Below are 18,107 nucleotides of genomic sequence, written 5' to 3' on the forward strand. Positions count from 1 at the left end.
TAGGAGCTGTCCCGCCCCCTGGGGGCCGCTCGCGAAAGACCGGTGGTGCTGCCCGCCGAACGGGGCCGCCCTTTCCGGTGTCCGGTGCTCGCTCAGACGCCGCCTCGCCGTCCCGGCGGCAGCGCGGCCGGGACGTAGTGCATCCCCGTGCTGTGCGAGCCGATGGTCCCGACACGCTGCCACTGGGGCTGCTGCCCGGCGGCATGGCGGGCGCTCTGGGCGCCCGCGCTGTAGGCACTGTACGAGCTGCCGTACGCCCCTCCGTACGAGGCGGAACCGTGCGGGGTGTTCCCGAAGGCGGTGAAGCCCAGCTTCTCCTCGCCGCTGCGGTCGCCGGGCAGTGCGCGGAAGGACCTGACGTACTCGGCGTAGAGCGCGTCGTAGATCGGCGTGGCCGATGGGCCGCCCTGGGCGTCCTGAGCCGATCGCGCGGACGGGATCGGCGAGAAGGACTGGCGGCGGGGAACGTCGTATGCGTGCACGTATGTCCAAACGACCCCGCGGGTCAAGGGATGCGGCCCGGGTACGGCTTTCGCAGGTGTACGGCGCGCGCGGGTGACGCGCGGCTCAGGTGCCGGCCAGCGGCAGCGCCGAGGCGACCAGCTTTCCGTTCGCCGCCGCCTTGTCCAGCGCGTCGCGCAGCAGGTCCTCGCGCGGCTGGCGGCCGATCGAGCCGACGGGTGCGGCGAACATCAGCACCTGCTGGTGCTTGTTGGCGGCCGCGCGCCAGCTCTCGGTCACCTGGAGCGGCTGGTGCGCCTGCCACCAGGCCACCGGCTGGCCGCCGTTGCTGCCCGGCTGGAGCACCGCGTGCAGCTGGCCCACGGCGAGCAGCACCGACCAGCCGTGCAGCACCGGCGGTACGGCGGACAGCTCCGTCAGCGGCATGAAGCCCTGCTCGATGAGGAGCGGCAGGAAGTCGTCGCCGCCGCCGGTCGTGCCGGGCCGGGCGATGGGGCCGGTCGGCTCCACCACCAGGGCCGGGTGCAGCTCCCCGCCGATCAGGACGAGCCCGCTGGTGACGCCGAGCACGGCCTGCTCGGGCACCACCTTGTCGGGCTCCAGGTCGACGGTGTCGCCGGTGATGGACTTCACGGCACCCCGCAGCTGCTCCTCGGTGACCTGCACGACCTGCGAGGGCAGACAGCCGGCGTGGGCGAAGGCGAGGACGGCGGTCTCGTCACCGATGAACAGGACGGTGCTGGTGCGTTCCTGCTCGGAGTCGCCCGGAGTGCGGCAGGACGTGCAGTCGTAACTGCCCGGGGCGGTCTCTCCGGCGAGCAGGCGGTCGGCTTCTTCGTCGCCGATCTCGGCGCGTACCTCGTCGCTGACGTCGAGCATGCGCGGCACGGGTGACTCCCTCGGGGATGCGGTGCGTGGCAAAGCCGGGTGGCTCCCGGCCCGTGGTCCGGGTAGGTCCCGGCTCATGAAGATGACAACGGGTGATCTGTGGCGGGAGTCACGCCCCAGGGCGAACGGAATCGAACCATCCAGCGCACAGGGTCACGCTCAGCGCGGAATCGCGCACTCACCGTCAACTCGCCGATGAATAAAGGGCGTTGAAGGGGTGAAGTGGGTCACAGATCGCTGACGGGGTAGGTCGACAAATCCGGAAATCCGCGAATGAAGTGGGTGTCCGGAAATTGCCGTTACCCGGGGTATCGGCGAACTGGCCTGCCCGGACGGGCAACTGGTTGATGCCGGCCCGTCGGCCTCCTTAGATTCCTCCGCCGTGTGCAACGAGCACCGCTCGGGTACGTCCGCCGGCCGCCGGGTTCCCAGGAACCGGGCGCGGCACCACTCCGGTGGACGGGGCGAGCGCGGCCTCGCGCCCCATGGCGCGGGAGTGGCGTTCCGCCTTGGGGGATCCCGGGTGTTTCGAGAGGGACCTACATGTCCGAATGTGCCGATACCACTCGCCCCAACGCCCGGAAGAACCAGGTTCGTACGACGGCGGTCCTCGCCGGGGCGGCACTGCTCGCGCCCCTCGGACTGCTGGCCGCGACCGGAAACGCCGCGGCGGCCGACAGCGGAGTGTGGGACCGCATCGCCCAGTGCGAGAGCGGCGGCAACTGGCACATCAACACCGGCAACGGCTACTACGGCGGACTCCAGTTCGCCGCCTCCACCTGGAACGCCTACGGCGGCACGGCCTACGCGCCCACCGCCGACCGGGCGACCAGGTCCCAGCAGATCGCCGTCGCCACCAAGGTCCAGCGCGCCCAGGGCTGGGGCGCCTGGCCGACCTGCTCGGCACGCGCCGGGGCGAGCGGCGGCGCACCCGCCGCCGGCTCGGTCACCTCCACCGAGCCGGCCCCGGCGAAGCCGTCGAAGGCGCCTGTGCGTTCCACGGAACACGCCGACCGAGACGCCTCCCGCGGTGACTACACCGTCAGCCCGGGCGACACGCTGAGCGGCGTCGCCGCCCGATACGGGACCACCTGGCAGCGCCTCTACGCCGCCAACAAGGCCGCCATCGGTGCGGATCCCGACGTGATCGTGCCCGGCCTGCGCCTCGAGTTCTGAGCCGCTGCTCCCCCTCGCCGGGACACGGCCCCCGTCCGGCCGACCGGCCGGACGGGGACCCGGCGTCGGGGGTCAGCCGGAGAGCTCGCCCGCCTCTCCGGCGAACACGACGGCCCCGCGGCGCAGTTCGTAGACGAGCACGGGCCTGCGCCGCAGGGCGGGCGGCAGCCGCTGCTCGGCGACCACCACGCACGCGTCGAGCGCGCCCAGCAGCTCGTACGTCCGGGCCGCGACCGCCCGCGACATGCCCTGGGCGGGCTCGTCGGCGAGCACCACGCGCGCGTGTGCGAGCAGGGCCCGGGACAGGGCGAGCATGCGCTGCTCCCCGCCGGAGAGGGTGCCGGCCCGCCGCTCCAGGAGGGGCCGCAGCTGCGGGTAGGCGTCGAGGGCCACGGCGTGGTCGCGCGCGGCGAGTTCCAGGTTCTCGCGCACGGTGAGCGAGCCGAACACGGCCTGCCGCTCGGGCACCAGGCACATCCCGCGCCGGGCGCGTTCGTAGGCGGGTACGCGGGTCACATCGGCGCCGTCCCACACCACCGCGCCGCCCGACAGGGGCACGGTGCCGGCCAGGGCCCGCAGGGCGGTGGTGCGACCGGAGCCGTTGCGGCCCAGCAGCACGGTGAGGCCCGGGCCCGGGGCGGCGAGGGTGATGCCGTGCAGGGCCTCCAGGGGGCCGTAGCGCACGTGTGCGTGGCGCAGGGAGACGGTCGTCACGGGCCGGCCCCCGGCTCCAGGGCGTCGAGCACGCTCCCGGGCGGGCCGGAGGCGACGATCCGGCCCGCGGTCATCACCTGCACGACATCGGCGAGACCGGCCACCAGGTCCAGATCGTGCTCGACGACGAGGAGGGCCGTGCCGTCGGCGGCCAGCGCCTTCAGGACCCGGGCCAGGGCGGTCACCTCGGCGGTGTCGAGACCGGCGGCGGGCTCGTCGAGGAGGAGGACGCGAGGGCCGCCCGCGAGGACCCGGGCCAGTTCGACCCTGCGCAGCGTCCCGGTGGGCAGGCCGGCGGCGGGCAGGGCACGCACGGGTCCGTCGAGCCCGAGCAGCCTGAGGGCGCGCTCCACCGCGGCCGGGTCGGTCACCCGGCCCTGTTCGGCGCCCACCCGGACGTTCTCGGCCACGGTCAGCGAGGGGAAGACGGCCAGTTGCTGGAAGGTCCGGGCGACCCCGAGCCGGGCGCGGGCGTGGGCGGGCAGCGTGGTGATGTCCCGCCCGCCGAGCCGCACGGTCCCGCGCGCGGGCCGCAGTGTCCCGGCCAGACAGTGGAAAAGGGTGCTCTTCCCGGCCCCGTTGGGCCCGACGACCGCGGTGATCCGGCCGGGGGAGAGGTCCAGGTCCGCACCGTCGAGGGCGGTGAAGCCGCCGTAACGGGCGTGGAGGTGGCGGGCGGTGAGGAGGGGAGCGGCGGGGGCCGCGGCGGTCGGGCCCGGGGGCGGTGGGGCGAACCCGACGGACGCCGCCGCGCGCGGCCGGGGGCCCGAGAGGGGCTTGTGGGCCGCTTCGGGGGGCACCTCGGGCCGGGCGGCCGTAGTGGGTTCGGGAGGTGTCCCCTCGGGCCGTGCGGCCGACGGGAGGCCGCCGTCGATCCGCAGGCGGGAGGCGGCCCGGCCCCACGGGCCGCGTCGCGTACGGCTCTCGCCGCTCGGGGGCTCGCGCCGACCGGCCGCTCCCGTGCCCGGCCCTCTGCGTGTCACGCGCGTCGCCCCGGCCGGCACCGGCACCCTCCGCGCCGTCTGCGGCTCCGCCGGACGCAACCTCGTGCGGGCCCGCGCGCCCACCACCGTCAGGGCCGGGGTGCGGCGCGGCCGCAGGCGCTCCGCCGCTGTGCGCAGGGCCTCGTACGGGCCGCCGGGGAAGCGGCCCACCAGGACCGCCAGTACGCCGATGAGGGCCGCCGCGACGCCGCCGCGGGTGCCCGCGTCCAGCCCGACCAGGAGGGCCGCGGCGGCGAGAGCGCCGAGCGTGCTGTCGGCGCCCAGCACCACCACGGCCGCGAACCAGAGCAGGCCGCGTACGGGATCGTAGGCGGCGGCGTCGAAGGCGCGCAGGCCCATGCCGAGCATGCCGCCGCCCAGCGCGGCCAGCGCGGCGCCCGCCACGAAGGCCAGCAGCTTCAGGGACGGCACCGGCACGCCCGCCGCCTGCGCGCCCCGCTCGTGATCCCGCAGGGCGGCGAGGGCCCGGCCCGTCCGCCCCCGGCGCAGCGCGTGCGCCGCCAGCAGCGCGACCGCCAGCAGGAGCAGCTCCAGGACGTAGTAGGCCCGGTCCCCGTCGAAGCCCGCAGGGCGGCCCAGCGACAGACCCGCGGTGGCGTACGGCTGGGCGAAGACGAAGCGGCTCACCCCCACGCCGACCGCGAACGTCGCCAGTGCCAGCGCCAGGCCCCGGCGGCCGATCGCCGGCCAGCCCGTCAGCAGCCCGAGGGGCGCCACCAGGACCACGGCCACCGCGAGGGCCGCCAGTTCCGGCAGACGGGGCAGACCGGGGAGGCGGCCCGCCGCCAGCAGCGCCGTGAACAGGGCGCCCAGGCCCGCGTACGCCGCCTGCCCCAGCGAGATCTGGCCGCCGCGTCCGGTGACCACCACCAGGGACAGCAGGATCACGGCCAGCGCGGGCACCTGGACCGCGGTGTGCAGGTCCCGGCCGGCGAGGCCCAGCGGCAGCAGGAACAGCACGAGCACCACGATCCAGGCGCCCGGCGGGGTCGGCACGCGCGCGGTGGCCGTGCGCGGCAGCGCGTCGCCCTCCCCGACGCCGGGCAGGACCAGTGCCGCGACGAGCAGCGCGACGACGAACAGGTTCGTGCCCGCCGCCTGGAGCAGCGGCTCGGCCCAGCCCGACGGGTGCAGCCGCGTCAGCTGGCTCTGCGCCACCCCGATGCCCAGCGCCACCGCCACCGCCACCGGCAGGCTCCGCATCCGCGCGGCCACCGCGACCGCCACGACCTCCACCACGAGCAGTGACAGACCGTACGGGTCGAGGCGCACGTACGGCGCCAGCAGCACACCCGTCAGACCCGCCGTGAACGATCCGAACGCCCAGCCCGTGGCCGCGACCCGGTCCGCGTCGATTCCGCCCAGCACGGCGAGGCGCCGGTCGTCGACCACGGCCCGCAGCTCCCGCCCGAACCGCGTCCAGCGCACCACCGCGCCGACCCCGGCGGCCAGTACCAGCACCACCGAGAGCTGCCCCCAGGGCTCGTCCGGTACCAGCACCGGCGCGTCGTCCCGCGCCCCCTGCCCCCACAACAGCGCCGCCCCGCCCACCAGCAGCACGAACACCCCGATGGACGCGACCAGCGTCTGCGCCGGGTCGCCGCCCAGCACCGCCAGGGGCCGGAAGACGAACCGCTCCAGAACGACCCCCAGTCCCGGAGCCAGCACCAGCAGCGTCACCGTCGCCCCGAGCCACAGCGGCCAGCCCCACTCGACCACGCATTGCCGCAGCACGTACGCGCACACCATCGCGATCGCCCCGTGCGCGAAGTTCAGCACTCCCGTGGCGCGGTACGTCACGATCAGGCCGATCCCGGTCAGCGCCGCCGCGCTGCCGACCGAGAGCCCGGCGAGGGTGAGGTCGTACGTCAGCGAGGACATCAGCCGGCTTCTTCGGCCGGCTCGCAGATGGGGCAGGGGTCCAGCTCACCGCTCGCCACCAGCCTGGCGTCGACCGGGACCGCCTCCGCCTTCCCCGCGACCAGCGGGCAGTCCGCGCGGTGCCACAGCGTGCCGCCCGGCACCATCAGCAGGTCGCCGCTGACCGCGAGCGGCGCGAGCGCGGCCCGGCCGGTCTCCTCGGCCTCGGCCGGCTCCGCCGCCACCAGCAGGCCGTACAGCTCCTCCACGCGCGCGGCGGCGACCGAACCCCGGCCCAGGGCCAGCAGCACCGCCCCGGCGACGATCAGCGCGGCGCCGGGAATGCTGCAGGAGGCGAGGTAGGGCAGCTGCCGTTCGGCGTAGCGCTCGCCGGAGACTCCGTACCAGCCGACGACGCACAGCACCGCGCCGGCGGCCAGGGCCGCCCAGCCGGCCCACAGGACGGGATGCACGGTCCGCAGTCGGCTGGTCCGCATCGCTGCCTCCCACACGTCGGATTCGGCTGTGCGCGCGTCCGGCTGCCTGTTCAAGTCCGCCGATCGCTTGCACTATGCCCTGTGGAAGCTGACCCTGAAAGCACCGGGCGCACATGGCCCGGACCGACACCCGGTGGTGAGCCAGATGGTTCTCGGCAGCGACCTCAGGCGGGGGAACGCGACGGGGGATTCACGAGCCGCGGGACGGGGCACGGCGATCGCGGCCGCCCTGGTCCTGGCCCTCGCCCCGGCCCTGGCGGCCTGCAGCGACGACAGCGGCGGCGGCAGCGAGTCCACCCCTCCCACTCCGACCGCGGAGCGCACCACGAGCGCGCCGGCCACCGCACCGGCCGACCGGTCCGCCGCGGAGGCGGAGATCAGGCAGAACTGGCAGAAGTTCTTCGACCCGAAGACCTCGGCCGAGGACAAGCAGGCCGTCCTGGAGAACGGCGACCGGATGGGCCCGGTCCTGGAGGCCTTCAGCGGGGACGAGCGCGGCGGACAGGTGCAGGCGAAGGTCACCAAGGTCGAGTTCACCTCGGCCACCGGGGCGGACGTGACCTACACGCTCACCCTGAAGGGCGCCACCGCCCTGCCCGACGCCTCCGGAAGCGCCGTCGAGCAGGACGGCACCTGGAAGGTGTCCGCCAAGACGCTGTGCGCGCTGGTGCAACTGAGCGGCAATGCGTCGCCCGTCCCGGGCTGCTGAGGCCGTAGCCGCGGTGCTGCTGCTCGTCCTGAGCGCGGCCTGCGGAAGCCGGCTCCCGGAGAGCGACTTCGAGCACGGCGACCGCACCTCCGCACCCCGCGACGCCGCGCCCCTGCGGGTCGGCATCATCACCAGCGCCACCAGCCCGGTCGGCGGCAGCGCCTTCACCGGCCCGCGCGACGGCGCCCGGGCCTTCTTCGACCGGCTCAACGCACGCGGGGGCATCGACGGGCGCCGGGTCGAGGTGCGCAGCTGCGACGACGGCGGCAGCGGCGTCGGCAACAACGAGTGCGTGCACAAGCTCGTCGAGGAGGACGAGGTCGTCGCCCTGGTCGCCACCACCGCCCTCGACTACGCGGGCGCCTCCCGCGTCTCCCGCGCACGCGTGCCCGACATCGGCGGCCAGCCCATCGGCACCGCCTACGACACCTACCCCCACCTCTACGGCATCTACGGCAGCCTCGCGCCCCGCGACGGCACCCCCGGCTGGGACGGCATGCTGTACGGCGGTACCGAGGTCTACCGCTACTTCAAACGCGAGCACGGCGCCCGCACCGCCGCCGTCGTCTCCTACAACCAGTCCGCCTCGGCCGCCTACGCCCGGCTCATCGAGCGCGGCCTGCGCGCCGAGGGCTACAAGGTCGTCACCGAACAGGTCGACTTCGCCCTGCCCAACTTCCGGGCCGTCGCCGCCGACCTCAAGCAGCAGGGCGCGGACCTGGTCTTCGACGCCATCGACGGGCACGGCAACGCCCGGCTCTGCCAGGCCATGGACGAGGCCGGCGCCGACGTCACCGCGAAGGTGACCAACGTGCAGAACTGGTCCTCCACCGTCGCCGAGGCCTACAAGGACGCCCCGCGCTGCCGCAACGCCCTGTGGGCGACCGGCGCCAGCCGCAACTTCGACGACACCGGCCACCCGGCGGTACGGGACTTCCGCGAGGCGACCAAGGACCTGAAGGCGCACTCCCAGTGGCAGCTGGAGGGGTGGGCGGCCGCGCGCTGGTTCACCGACGCCGCCCGCTCCTGCGCGAAGACGGCCATCACGCGCGCGTGCATCGACGCCTTCATGGACCGCAGCCAGGGCTACACGGCCGGGGGGCTGCTGCTCCCCGTCCGGTTCGAACGCCTGCGTGAGCCGCCGAAGAGCAGCACGAACTGCCTGTCGGTGGCCCGCTGGCAGGACGGGAAGGGCTGGGTCGGCCAGGGGGACATGAACCGCACCTGCTTCACCGTCCCGCAACTGGCGTACGCGCCTTGAGGACAGTGGCTGTCCGCAAGGCCTGGCAGACTCGCCCCATGTTGGAGACCTCGGCCCGCCTGCTGCGTCTGCTGTCCCTGCTCCAGGCCCACCGCGAATGGTCCGGCGCCGACCTGGCCGGCCGGCTCGGCGTCAGCGCCCGCACCCTGCGCCGGGACGTCGACCGGCTGCGCGAACTCGGCTATCCCGTCAACGCCAGCCCCGGCACCGGCGGCGGCTACCAGCTGGGCGCCGGCGCCGAACTGCCGCCGCTGCTCCTGGACGACGACGAGGCCGTCGCCGTGGCGGTCGGACTGCGCACGGCCGCCGGCCAGGGCATCGACGGCATCGGCGAGACCTCGGTCCGGGCCCTCGCCAAGCTGGAGCAGGTGCTGCCGAACCGGCTGCGCCGCCGCGTGAGCGCCCTGAACGCCGTCACCGTGCCGATGCTGCGCAGCACGCTGCCCTCCTCGGTCGACCCCGCCGTCCTCACCGAACTCGCCCACCTGTGCCGGGACGCCGAACTGCTGCGCTTCGAATACCGCGGCCACGACGGCACCCCCACCCGCCGCACCGTCGAACCGCACCGCCTGGTGTGCACCGAGCGCCGCTGGTACCTGGTCGCCTGGGACCTCGACCGGGAGGACTGGCGCACGTTCCGCGTGGACCGGGTCACCCCCAGGCCGCCGCACGGCCCGCGCTTCACCCCGCGCAAGCCCCCTTCCGAAGACCTCGCCGCCTACGTCTCCCAGGGCGTGTCCACACGCGCGTACGCCACCCATGCCGTCGTCCGGCTCCTGGTGCCCCTGGAGGAGGCGGCCGAACGCATCTCGCCCTCCGCCGGGGTGCTGGAGGCCGAGAGCCCGGACAGCTGCCTGCTGCGCTGCGGCGCCGGCAGCCTCGACGTGATGGTCATCCACGTGGTGATGCTGGGCTTCGAGTTCGAGGTGCTGGAGCCCGACGGGCTGACCGAGGCGATCAGGAGGACTCGGGACCGGCTTGATGGCGCTCTGGCTCGGACTGCGCAGTCACCGCCGCGTACTGAGGATGGTGCAGGTCGAACGCCGGCGACTCGGAGCGGATCCGGGGCAGCGTCGTGAAGTTGTGCCTCGGCGGCGGGCACGAGGTCGCCCACTCCAGGGAACGGCCGTAGCCCCAGGGATCGTCGACCTCGACCTTCTCGCCGTACTTGGCGGTCTTCCACACGTTGTAGAGGAACGGCAGCGTCGACATGCCGAGCAGGAACGCGCCGATCGTCGACACGGTGTTGAGCGCGGTGAACCCGTCAGCGGCGAGGTAGTCCGCGTACCGGCGGGGCATCCCCTCGGCACCCAGCCAGTGCTGGACCAGGAACGTGGTGTGAAAGCCGACGAACAGCGTCCAGAACTGGATCTTGCCGAGCCGTTCGTCCAGCATCTTCCCGGTGAACTTCGGCCACCAGAAGAAGAAGCCCGCGAAGATCGCGAAGACGACGGTGCCGAAGACCACGTAGTGGAAGTGCGCGACCACGAAGTACGAGTCCGTCACGTGGAAGTCCAGCGGCGGCGACGCCAGGATCACCCCGGTCAGCCCACCGAACAGGAACGTCACCAGGAAGCCCGCCGCCCACAGCATCGGCGTCTCGAAGGACAGCGAGCCCTTGAGCATGGTGCCGGCCCAGTTGAAGAACTTCACGCCCGTCGGCACCGCGATCAGGAAGCTCATGAACGAGAAGAACGGCAGCAGCACCGCGCCCGTGGCGAACATGTGGTGCGCCCACACGACCATCGACAGGCCGGTGATCGCCATCGTCGCGCCGACCAGCGTCAGGTAGCCGAACAGCGGCTTGCGGCTGAAGACCGGGATGATCTCCGTGATGATGCCGAAGAACGGCAGCGCGATGATGTACACCTCGGGGTGGCCGAAGAACCAGAACAGGTGCTGCCACAGGATCGCGCCGCCGTTGGCCGCGTCGAAGACCTGCGAGCCGAACCGCCGGTCCGCCTCCAGCACCAGCAGCGCCGCCGCGAGCACCGGGAACGCCATCAGGATCAGGATCGACGTGAACAGCGTGTTCCACACGAAGATCGGCATCCGGAACATGGTCATGCCCGGGGCGCGCATCCCGATGATCGTGGTGATGAAGTTGACCGCGCCGAGGATCGTGCCGAAGCCCGCCAGCGCGAGCCCCATGATCCACAGATCGGCTCCGATACCCGGCGAGCGCTCCGCGCTGTTGAGCGGGGCGTAGGCGAACCAGCCGAAGTCGGCCGGCCCCGAGGGCACCAGCAGCGAGCCGAGCACGATCAGCCCGCCGAAGAGGAACAGCCAGTACGAGAACATGTTCAGCCGCGGGAAGGCGACGTCGGGCGCCCCGATCTGCAACGGCATCAGCTCGTTGGCGAAGCCCGCGAAGGTCGGCGTCGCGAACAGCAGCAGCATGATCGTGCCGTGCAGCGTGAACGCCTGGTTGAACTGCTCGTTGTCGATGATCTGCAGACCGGGGCGGGCCAGTTCGGCGCGCATCAGCAGCGCCATCACGCCGGCGGCCAGGAAGAACAGGAACGACGTGATGAGGTAGAGATGGCCGATCTGCTTGTGGTCCGTCGTCGTCAGCCAGCCGACCACCGCCCGTCCGTGCCGCGTCCGCGGCTCGGACGGCGCCACCGTCTGTACGGTCTGCGTCCCCATCGCTCGCTCGCCCCTTCGCTCATCGCGTGCCGGGCCCGCCGCAGCCCGCGCCTCACGTACCCGCGAGCTCACGCCATGGTGCTCGCGCCACCGCGCGCTCCGACAGGGGGCATACCGGCCGCTCTGCGCCGAAGCCATGCATTTCCTGTACCGCGCCGACTCCGCCGGAGCGGTGCGGCACCGGAAAGGAATGGAGTCCCGCAGGCACTTGTCCCGGCACTTTCCGCCGGGCCTTTCCATGAGCTCAGGTGACACGCGGGAATTGCGATCGAATACCTGCGGAAGGCGTACGGAACCGCTCATCCGTGTGACGGACAGCTCCCGAAACGCCTGTCGTGAGCTTGTGACAGAAGCGTGACCGGAGGCGGACCGTGACCGGGGCCGCGGGTCCGGACTTCCGCGGTCGGCGGGCAGCACATAGCGTGGCGGCATGGCACCGACTCCGACACCTTCCGCGGAACCCGACGACAGCCCGGACACCTATGTCGGCCTGGAGGCCGGCCGGGCCGAACGCCTCGCGCGTGAGCGCGGCTGGCCGACGGTGCGCTCGCTGCCGCCGGGGGCGATCATCACGATGGAGTACCGCGTGGGCCGGCTGAACTTCGAGGTCAAGGGCGGCCGGGTGGCGCGGGCCTGGAAGGGCTGAGACCCCGCGAAGGCCCCGGTCCCGCTCCGGGCCGGGGCCTTCGCGATGCCGGGCGGGGTGCGCACCGGCCCGTGGTCAGCCGCCCGTCAGGGGCCGTGCCGACGGGGTCGAGCCCCGTGGGTGGCGTTCCGGGTGCGGCGGGCGGCGGCTGCCGGCCGGGGTGATCGGCGAGCGCTCCGAGCGGGAGGTGTGGGGGCCCGGCGCCAGATAGACCGGTGCCCGGGACGGGCAGGCCGCGACGTCGTCCCGGTCGGCGGGCAGTGGCGTGACCACGGCGGGCGGCGCGCCGGCCGGGACGGCCGGGGTGTGGGGCCGGCGGACCCGCAACCGGTCGCGCACGTCGAAGATCGTGGCCTCGGCACGAGCGATGAGCGGCTCGAACCACGGCAGGCCGAGCAGGATCAGCAGTCCCGCGGCCCAGCCGAGCAGTACATCGCTCAGCCAGTGCGTACCGAGGTAGACCGTGGCCAGCCCGACGCCGAGCGAGGTCACCGCGGACACGGCGGACAGCCAGCGCTGCGCTCTCGCCGAGGAGGCCAGGTAGGCCAGGATTCCCCAGGTCACCACGGCATTGGCGGTGTGACCGCTCGGAAATATATCGCCGCCGAGCCACATCTCGTTCGAGCCGATCGAGGTCGCGTAGTGTGGCCCCAGGCGGCCCATGCCGTACTTGGCGGCGCCGACCGTGATGTTCAGCAGCAGCAGCGAGACGCCGAGCGCGAGCATCGGCCGCAGGGTGTGCTGCCGCCAGGAGCGCCAGCCCAGCCAGGCCGCGACCATCACGGCGGTCGGGCCGCGCTGGCCGAGGACCACGTAGTAGTCGACGAACCAGTGGATCTCCGACCACTGCTGGTACGGGCGGAAGAACATGACCTGCCAGTCGAGCCGGACCAGCCAGGACGTGATCACCACGGCCCACACGATCGCGCCGTAGAAGGCCAGGGTCGCCGCGAAGAGCACAATGCGGTGCCTGCTCATCTTCGGCACATCGATGTGGGCCGGTCGTTCCGGCTCACGGTCCAGCCGGGCGAACACCCGGTCCAGACGGGTGAGCTTCGGTTCGGTACGCACCCAATCGACGTTACAGCGAGTGAGCTCAGATCCCGGGCGAATCAACGGCTTTGTGATGACGATGTGATGTGGGATTCCTCTCAGGAGGAGGTTTATTTCCAGTGAATCTGCATTCTTCGGCCGCTGCGGCCTTCAATTCCTTTGATCATTCCGGTAGAGGGTTTTATTGCGCTTTTGAATTCGTTCACCGGGGCATGGCGCGGAATTCCCCCGGCGCTCACAGCGGGTCAGGGCGGACCGGAGCCGTTCAGCCAGAACGCCCCGTACACCGCAGAGGCCACCGCCAGGGATCCGAGAACCGCCGCTGACCTGCGGATACGCGCCCTGGTCAGGGCCAGGGCGAGGGGCAGCAGCAGCGGGAAGGCGGGCAGCAGCAGACGCGGCTTCGAGCCGAAGTAGCTCGACGCGCACAGGGCGAGCGCGGTCACGACCCCGGTGTAGACCAGCAGCGGCAGCGGCTGGCGCTGACGTGCTCCGGCCACGTACAGCCAGACGACTGACGCGACCCCGAGGATCAGCCCCACACCGACCGGAGCCGACGGGAACGACGTGAACTTTTCGGCGATGAACCGGGCGAAGGCGTAGCCGCCGTCGAAGCCGTTGCGCCATCCGGCCTGGACGTCCAGATAGCCCAGCGGGCCCTTGCCGGTGCGGTGCCCGACCCAGAGCACGTAGCCGGCGGTGCCGAGAGGGGCCAGGAGCATGCCGAGGACGCGCCGGGCCCGGGGCCCCGGGGCGATCGGGGTATCCGGCTCCCGTACGAAGGAGGCCACCGCCGCGACCCACACCGCCGCCACCACGGCCAGCCCCACCGGACGGGTCAGGCCCGCGAACAGGGCCAGCGCGCCCGCCGTCACCCACCGGCCGGTCAGCACCGCGTACAGCGACCACGCCGCGAGCGCCGTGAACAGTGACTCGCTGTACGCCATCGACTGCACGATGCCGACCGGCAGGACGGCCCACAGCAGCACCGCGCACACCCCGGCCCGGCGGTCGTACACATGGTCCGCCACCGCGAAGATCCCCCAGGCCGCGGCGAACGAGGCGAACAGACTGACGAGGAACCCGCCGTCCGCGTACGACAGCGGCGACCCCGCCGCCACCAGCCGCTCCAGCCAGGGCAGCAGCGGGAAGAACGCCAGGTTCGAGTGCACGTCCCCGTTCGACAGCCGCACCTCGTAGCCGTAGCCGAGCTCGGCCACCCTGACGTACCAGAGCGCGTCCCAGCGGGCGGTCAGCAGCGTGTACGCGCTCTTGTCCCGCGCCGCGCTCCACAGGAACAGGGCGAGCAGGCCGAGCGCGCGGACGACCGCGTACCCGGCGAGCGCCGGGGCGGCCCGGCGCAGCGCCCCGGCGCGGGGCGGGGCCGCGCGCGTCTCAAGATCAGTCACGCGCCCGATTATCGACCCGGACCGGAACCGCATGGCCGGCCGGAGCGTGGACAACCCAGGGGGAAGTGGCGTACACCACATCCTTCCGCCGCAGGTGTGAGAGGCCCGCCACTGGTCTCCGGCGGGGACTCGCGTACGCTGACGTGTCACTCGCTTGTCGTTTGCGCGGGCCGGAGACCTCCGCTCCTCTCCGGCCGAGTCGCGGGGGCGTCCCCCACCCCGTGAGCCCGCCGATCGCGAGGGAACATCTGGGAGGTACGTACATGTCCGGGACGACCACGGCCGCCGCTGTGCTGCGCCGTCGGGCGGCCGGGGCCGGTGCCAACCGCTGGGTGGTTCTCGTCGTCCTCTGCGTCAGCCTGCTGCTGGTCGCCGTCGACGCCACCGTGCTGCACGTGGCGGTCCCCGCCGTCACCGAGGACCTGAGGCCCGGCGGGATAGAGCTGCTCTGGATCGTCGACGTCTACCCACTGGTCTGCGCCTCACTGCTGATCCTGTTCGGCACGCTGGGCGACCGCATCGGCCGCCGGAGAGTCCTGCTTCTCGGGTACACGCTGTTCGGCGTCGCCTCCGGTCTCGCGGCCCTGGCCGACAGCGCGCAGGTACTGATCCTGGCGCGGGCGCTGCTCGGCGTGGGCGGCGCCATGATCATGCCCGCGACCCTGTCGATCCTGCGGCAGGTCTTCCCGGACCGGCGGGAGCGGGCGCTCGCCATCGGTGTCTGGAGCGCCGTGGCCGCGGTGGGCGCGGCGGTCGGCCCGCTGCTGGGCGGCTTCCTGCTGGAGCACTTCTGGTGGGGCTCGGTGTTCCTCGTCAACATTCCGTTGATGCTGGTCAGCCTCCCGGTGGGTCGGCTGCTGCTGCCCGAGTCGAAGGGTGACGGCAAGGGCCCCTGGGACGTGGTCGGTGCGCTGATGGCGGCGGCCGGGCTGTTCGGTGTCGTGCTGGGCGTGAAGCGGCTCGGCGGCGGGGAGTCGGTGGGCAGCCTGCTCACCGTGCTGCCGCTGGTGGTGGGCGCCGCGCTGCTGGCCGGCTTCGTACGACGGCAGCGGCGGCGGACGTATCCGCTGGTCGACCTCAGGATGTTCGCGCGGCCGGCGTTCAGCACGTCCGTCGGGTGCATCGTGCTGGCGATGCTCGCGCTGGTGGGTCTGGAGCTGATCGCGGCGCAGTACCTGCAGCTGGTGCTCGGGCTGTCGCCGTTGGAGACCGGTCTGCGGCTGCTGCCGCTGACGTTCGCGGCGATGGCGGCCGGGCTGGCCGGGGCGCGGATGCTGCGGCGGTTCGGGCCGCGGCGGATGGTGTGCGCCGGGTTCTGCCTCACGGCGGTCGCGGTGGTGCTGCTCACGGCGCTGGGCCGGACGGACGACTGTGCGCTGATGCTGAGCGGTTTCGTGCTGCTCGGCTTCGGGCTGGAGACGACGCTTTTCGGGGCGTACGAGTCGATGCTGAGCGAGGCGCCGCAGGAGCAGGCCGGTGGGGCGGCGGCGATCGGGGAGACGTCGTACCAGCTCGGGGCGGGGATCGGGATCGCGCTGCTCGGCACGGTGATGAACGCGGCGTACGCGCCCGGGCTGTCGGGCGTGCCCGGGGTTCCGGCGTCGGCGTCCTCCTCGGCGGAGCATTCGCTGGGGGAGGCGTACGAGGTCGCCGCGCAGCTGGGCGGGTCCGCCGGTGCCGCTCTGCGGCATGCCGCCCGGGATGCGTTTGTGCACGGGCTGCATGTGACGTTGCTGGTGAGTGCGGGGTTGTTGCTGCTCGGGGCGGTCATGGCGTTGCGGTTGCCGCGGGTCATGCAGTGCGAGCCGGGGCCGGTGGAGTTGCCCGCCCCCAGGGACGCGGCGGAGTCCCGCGTCTCGGTGTGACACCCTTTCGCCCCCACGCGCGGCCCGTAGCTGCCGGAGGAGGGGTGTGAGGGTCTCGGATCAGGAGGTCGCAGGGCCAGGGCTCGTGGAGTCCGGCGTGGTGGCGGCCAGGGGACGTTGCGGCTGCTCGGGCCGACCGGGTTAGGGTGCCGGCCATGGCTTTGGATCAAGACGGCGTGATGCTGCCGCGGCTGCGGCCGGCGGACGTTGCGCGGCGGGGCGTGACCTTCGGCCTGCTGGGTGTGGTGCCGCTCGTGGTGGCGGCTCTGAGCATCACCGGCCACAGCGACCGACAAGAGTTCCTGGCCGTCGTCGGTGTTCTTGCCGGCCTCTTCGGTGCGATCCTGCTGGTGGTCGGCGCCGGCTTCTGGTGGGCCAGTGCGGGGGACGTCCGACGAGTGCGGGACTGGCGCACCATCACGGGACAGGCCGCCTCAGTGACCCTCGTGGGTCCGGCGTTCCTGCGCTCCGGGCTGTTTCTGCTCGTCCTCGGAGCCGCCGCTCTCGGGCTGTGCCAACTCGTGGCCGATGCACCTTACGGCAGCTGGCTGCACGGCTAGAACTTGCCCTCGACCGGCCAGCCGGCATGAACGGTGCAGGACGAGAACACTGCCTCTGTACGGGTGGTGCGGGGTGGGTCGAAGCCGTAGCGTCTGGCTAGCGATGCTAGTTAAAGAGTTTCGGAGGGTGTCGATCATGTCCGGTTCGTCCAAGCTGCCTCCCTTCGATCCCGCCGATCCCCTCGGCCTGGACGACCTGCTGGAGCCTGAGGACCTCGGGATCCGGGACACCGTGCGAGCCTGGGCCGCGGACCGGGTGCTGCCCCATGTCGCCGAGTGGTACGAGAAGGGGGAGCTGCCGGGCATCCGGGAGCTGGCCAAGGAGCTCGGCGGCCTCGGCGCCCTCGGGATGTCCCTGGACGGGTACGGCTGCGCCGGCGCGTCCGCCGTGCAGTACGGGCTCGCCTGCCTGGAACTGGAGGCCGCCGACTCCGGCATCCGCTCCCTCGTCTCCGTCCAGGGCTCTCTCGCCATGTACGCGATCCACCGCTTCGGCAGCGAGGAGCAGAAGCGGCACTGGCTGCCGCGTATGGCCTCCGGCGAGGTGATCGGCTGCTTCGGGCTCACCGAGCCCGACCACGGCTCCGACCCGGCTTCCATGCGGACGTACGCCAAGCGCGACGGCTCCGACTGGATCCTCAACGGCCGCAAGATGTGGATCACCAACGGGTCGGTCGCCGGCGTCGCCGTCGTCTGGGCGCAGACCGACGACGGGATCCGCGGGTTCGCCGTGCCCACCGGCAGCCCTGGGTTCTCCGCGCCGGAGATCAAGCACAAGTGGTCCCTCAGGGCCTCGGTCACCAGCGAGCTCGTGCTCGACGACGTCAGGCTGCCCGCCGACGCCGTCCTCCCGGAGGTCACCGGCCTGCGCGGACCTCTCAGCTGTCTGTCCCACGCCCGGTACGGAATCGTCTGGGGCGCCATGGGCGCGGCCCGCAGCAGTTTCGAGGCCGCCGTCGAGTACGCGAAGTCGCGGGAGCAGTTCGGGCGGCCCATCGGCGGCTTCCAGCTCACCCAGGCCAAACTCGCCGACATGGCGGTCGAACTGCACAAGGGGATTCTGCTCGCCCATCATCTGGGGCGGCGTATGGACGCCGGCCGCCTGCGTCCCGAGCAGGTCAGCTTCGGCAAGCTCAACAACGTCCGGGAGGCGATCGAGATCTGCCGCACGGCCCGGACCGTTCTCGGCGCCAACGGGATCTCGCTCGAATATCCCGTGATGCGGCACGCGACCAACCTCGAGTCGGTGCTCACCTATGAGGGCACCGTCGAGATGCACCAGCTCGTGCTGGGCAAGGCGCTCACCGGACTCGATGCCTTCCGGTAGGCCGGTCCGGTAACCCCGCGCGGGGGC

At 72.7% G+C, this 18,107-nt stretch carries 15 protein-coding genes and 1 pseudogene; 8 read left to right on the plus strand and 8 right to left on the minus strand.

Annotated features, from left to right (window positions below):
* Positions 1 to 92: 92 nt before the first annotated feature.
* Positions 93 to 482: a hypothetical protein gene (locus tag ACFU3E_RS20140; RefSeq protein ID WP_384159687.1), complete on the minus strand. Its 390-nt coding sequence runs from the start codon at positions 480 to 482 to the stop codon at positions 93 to 95.
* Positions 483 to 567: 85 nt separating this feature from the next.
* On the minus strand, positions 568 to 1,350 hold the full coding sequence (locus ACFU3E_RS20145) for a hypothetical protein (RefSeq protein ID WP_384159689.1): 783 nt from the start codon (positions 1,348 to 1,350) through the stop codon (positions 568 to 570).
* A 543-nt stretch (positions 1,351 to 1,893) separates the two neighbouring features.
* On the opposite strand from ACFU3E_RS20145, the gene ACFU3E_RS20150 reads away from it, so the two are divergent.
* Positions 1,894 to 2,526, plus strand: coding sequence for a transglycosylase family protein (locus tag ACFU3E_RS20150; protein ID WP_384159692.1), 633 nt, complete (start codon positions 1,894 to 1,896; stop codon positions 2,524 to 2,526).
* A gap of 72 nt (positions 2,527 to 2,598) precedes the next feature.
* On the opposite strand, the gene ACFU3E_RS20155 is transcribed toward ACFU3E_RS20150, so the two are convergent.
* The 3 genes from ACFU3E_RS20155 to ACFU3E_RS20165 are packed head-to-tail and all read right to left on the minus strand — an operon-like array spanning position 2,599 to position 6,601.
* Positions 2,599 to 3,240 carry an ATP-binding cassette domain-containing protein gene (locus ACFU3E_RS20155; protein ID WP_384159695.1) on the minus strand — a complete coding sequence of 214 codons (642 nt, stop codon included), beginning with the start codon at positions 3,238 to 3,240 and terminating at the stop codon, positions 2,599 to 2,601.
* Positions 3,237 to 6,125 (minus strand): ATP-binding cassette domain-containing protein, encoded by a 2,889-nt coding sequence (locus ACFU3E_RS20160; protein WP_384159698.1) that lies wholly within the window; start codon positions 6,123 to 6,125, stop codon positions 3,237 to 3,239. The genes ACFU3E_RS20155 and ACFU3E_RS20160 overlap by 4 nt, the downstream gene beginning before the upstream one ends.
* Positions 6,125 to 6,601, minus strand: coding sequence for a hypothetical protein (locus tag ACFU3E_RS20165; protein WP_384159701.1), 477 nt, complete (start codon positions 6,599 to 6,601; stop codon positions 6,125 to 6,127). Before ACFU3E_RS20165 ends, ACFU3E_RS20160 begins: the two co-directional genes overlap by 1 nt.
* A gap of 145 nt (positions 6,602 to 6,746) precedes the next feature.
* Here ACFU3E_RS20165 and ACFU3E_RS20170 point away from each other — a divergent pair, with 145 nt between their 5' ends.
* Genes ACFU3E_RS20170 through ACFU3E_RS20180 form a run of 3 tightly spaced genes read left to right on the plus strand, consistent with a single transcriptional unit; the run spans position 6,747 to position 9,650 of the window.
* Positions 6,747 to 7,310 (plus strand): hypothetical protein, encoded by a 564-nt coding sequence (locus ACFU3E_RS20170; protein ID WP_384159704.1) that lies wholly within the window; start codon positions 6,747 to 6,749, stop codon positions 7,308 to 7,310.
* Positions 7,285 to 8,571 (plus strand): ABC transporter substrate-binding protein, encoded by a 1,287-nt coding sequence (locus ACFU3E_RS20175; protein ID WP_384159707.1) that lies wholly within the window; start codon positions 7,285 to 7,287, stop codon positions 8,569 to 8,571. The genes ACFU3E_RS20170 and ACFU3E_RS20175 overlap by 26 nt, the downstream gene beginning before the upstream one ends.
* A 38-nt stretch (positions 8,572 to 8,609) precedes the next feature.
* Positions 8,610 to 9,650 (plus strand): helix-turn-helix transcriptional regulator, encoded by a 1,041-nt coding sequence (locus ACFU3E_RS20180; RefSeq protein WP_384159710.1) that lies wholly within the window; start codon positions 8,610 to 8,612, stop codon positions 9,648 to 9,650.
* On the opposite strand, the pseudogene ctaD reads toward ACFU3E_RS20180, so the two are convergent.
* Positions 9,535 to 11,220: pseudogene (ctaD, locus tag ACFU3E_RS20185) on the minus strand (cytochrome c oxidase subunit I); the annotation flags it as partial. The gene ACFU3E_RS20180 and the pseudogene ctaD sit on opposite strands and share 116 nt — an antisense overlap.
* 430 nt (positions 11,221 to 11,650) lie before the next feature.
* Here ctaD and ACFU3E_RS20190 point away from each other — a divergent pair.
* The gene (locus ACFU3E_RS20190) at positions 11,651 to 11,866 is read left to right on the plus strand and encodes an I78 family peptidase inhibitor (RefSeq protein WP_161367710.1); all 216 of its coding nucleotides are present in this window, start codon (positions 11,651 to 11,653) and stop codon (positions 11,864 to 11,866) included.
* Positions 11,867 to 11,941: 75 nt separating this feature from the next.
* Here ACFU3E_RS20190 and ACFU3E_RS20195 read toward each other — a convergent pair whose 3' ends face one another.
* A complete protein-coding gene (locus ACFU3E_RS20195; RefSeq protein ID WP_384159713.1) occupies positions 11,942 to 12,937 on the minus strand; it encodes a phosphatase PAP2 family protein in 996 nt (331 codons plus the stop codon).
* Between the two features lie 227 nt (positions 12,938 to 13,164).
* On the minus strand, positions 13,165 to 14,328 hold the full coding sequence (locus ACFU3E_RS20200) for a mannosyltransferase family protein (RefSeq protein ID WP_384159716.1): 1,164 nt from the start codon (positions 14,326 to 14,328) through the stop codon (positions 13,165 to 13,167).
* Between the two features lie 263 nt (positions 14,329 to 14,591).
* On the opposite strand from ACFU3E_RS20200, the gene ACFU3E_RS20205 reads away from it, so the two are divergent.
* From ACFU3E_RS20205 to ACFU3E_RS20215, 3 genes are all read left to right on the plus strand, one after another.
* Positions 14,592 to 16,193, plus strand: coding sequence for an MFS transporter (locus ACFU3E_RS20205; protein ID WP_384159719.1), 1,602 nt, complete (start codon positions 14,592 to 14,594; stop codon positions 16,191 to 16,193).
* Positions 16,194 to 16,348: 155 nt separating this feature from the next.
* Positions 16,349 to 16,753, plus strand: a complete 405-nt coding sequence (locus ACFU3E_RS20210; RefSeq protein ID WP_384159722.1) for a DUF6336 family protein — start codon at positions 16,349 to 16,351, stop codon at positions 16,751 to 16,753.
* Between the two features lie 136 nt (positions 16,754 to 16,889).
* Positions 16,890 to 18,080: an acyl-CoA dehydrogenase family protein gene (locus ACFU3E_RS20215; RefSeq protein ID WP_384159725.1), complete on the plus strand. Its 1,191-nt coding sequence runs from the start codon at positions 16,890 to 16,892 to the stop codon at positions 18,078 to 18,080.
* Positions 18,081 to 18,107: the final 27 nt, after the last annotated feature.

This window comes from Streptomyces sp. NPDC057424 (assembly GCF_042803315.1).
In the GTDB taxonomy this organism is placed as follows: Bacteria; Actinomycetota; Actinomycetes; order Streptomycetales; family Streptomycetaceae; genus Streptomyces.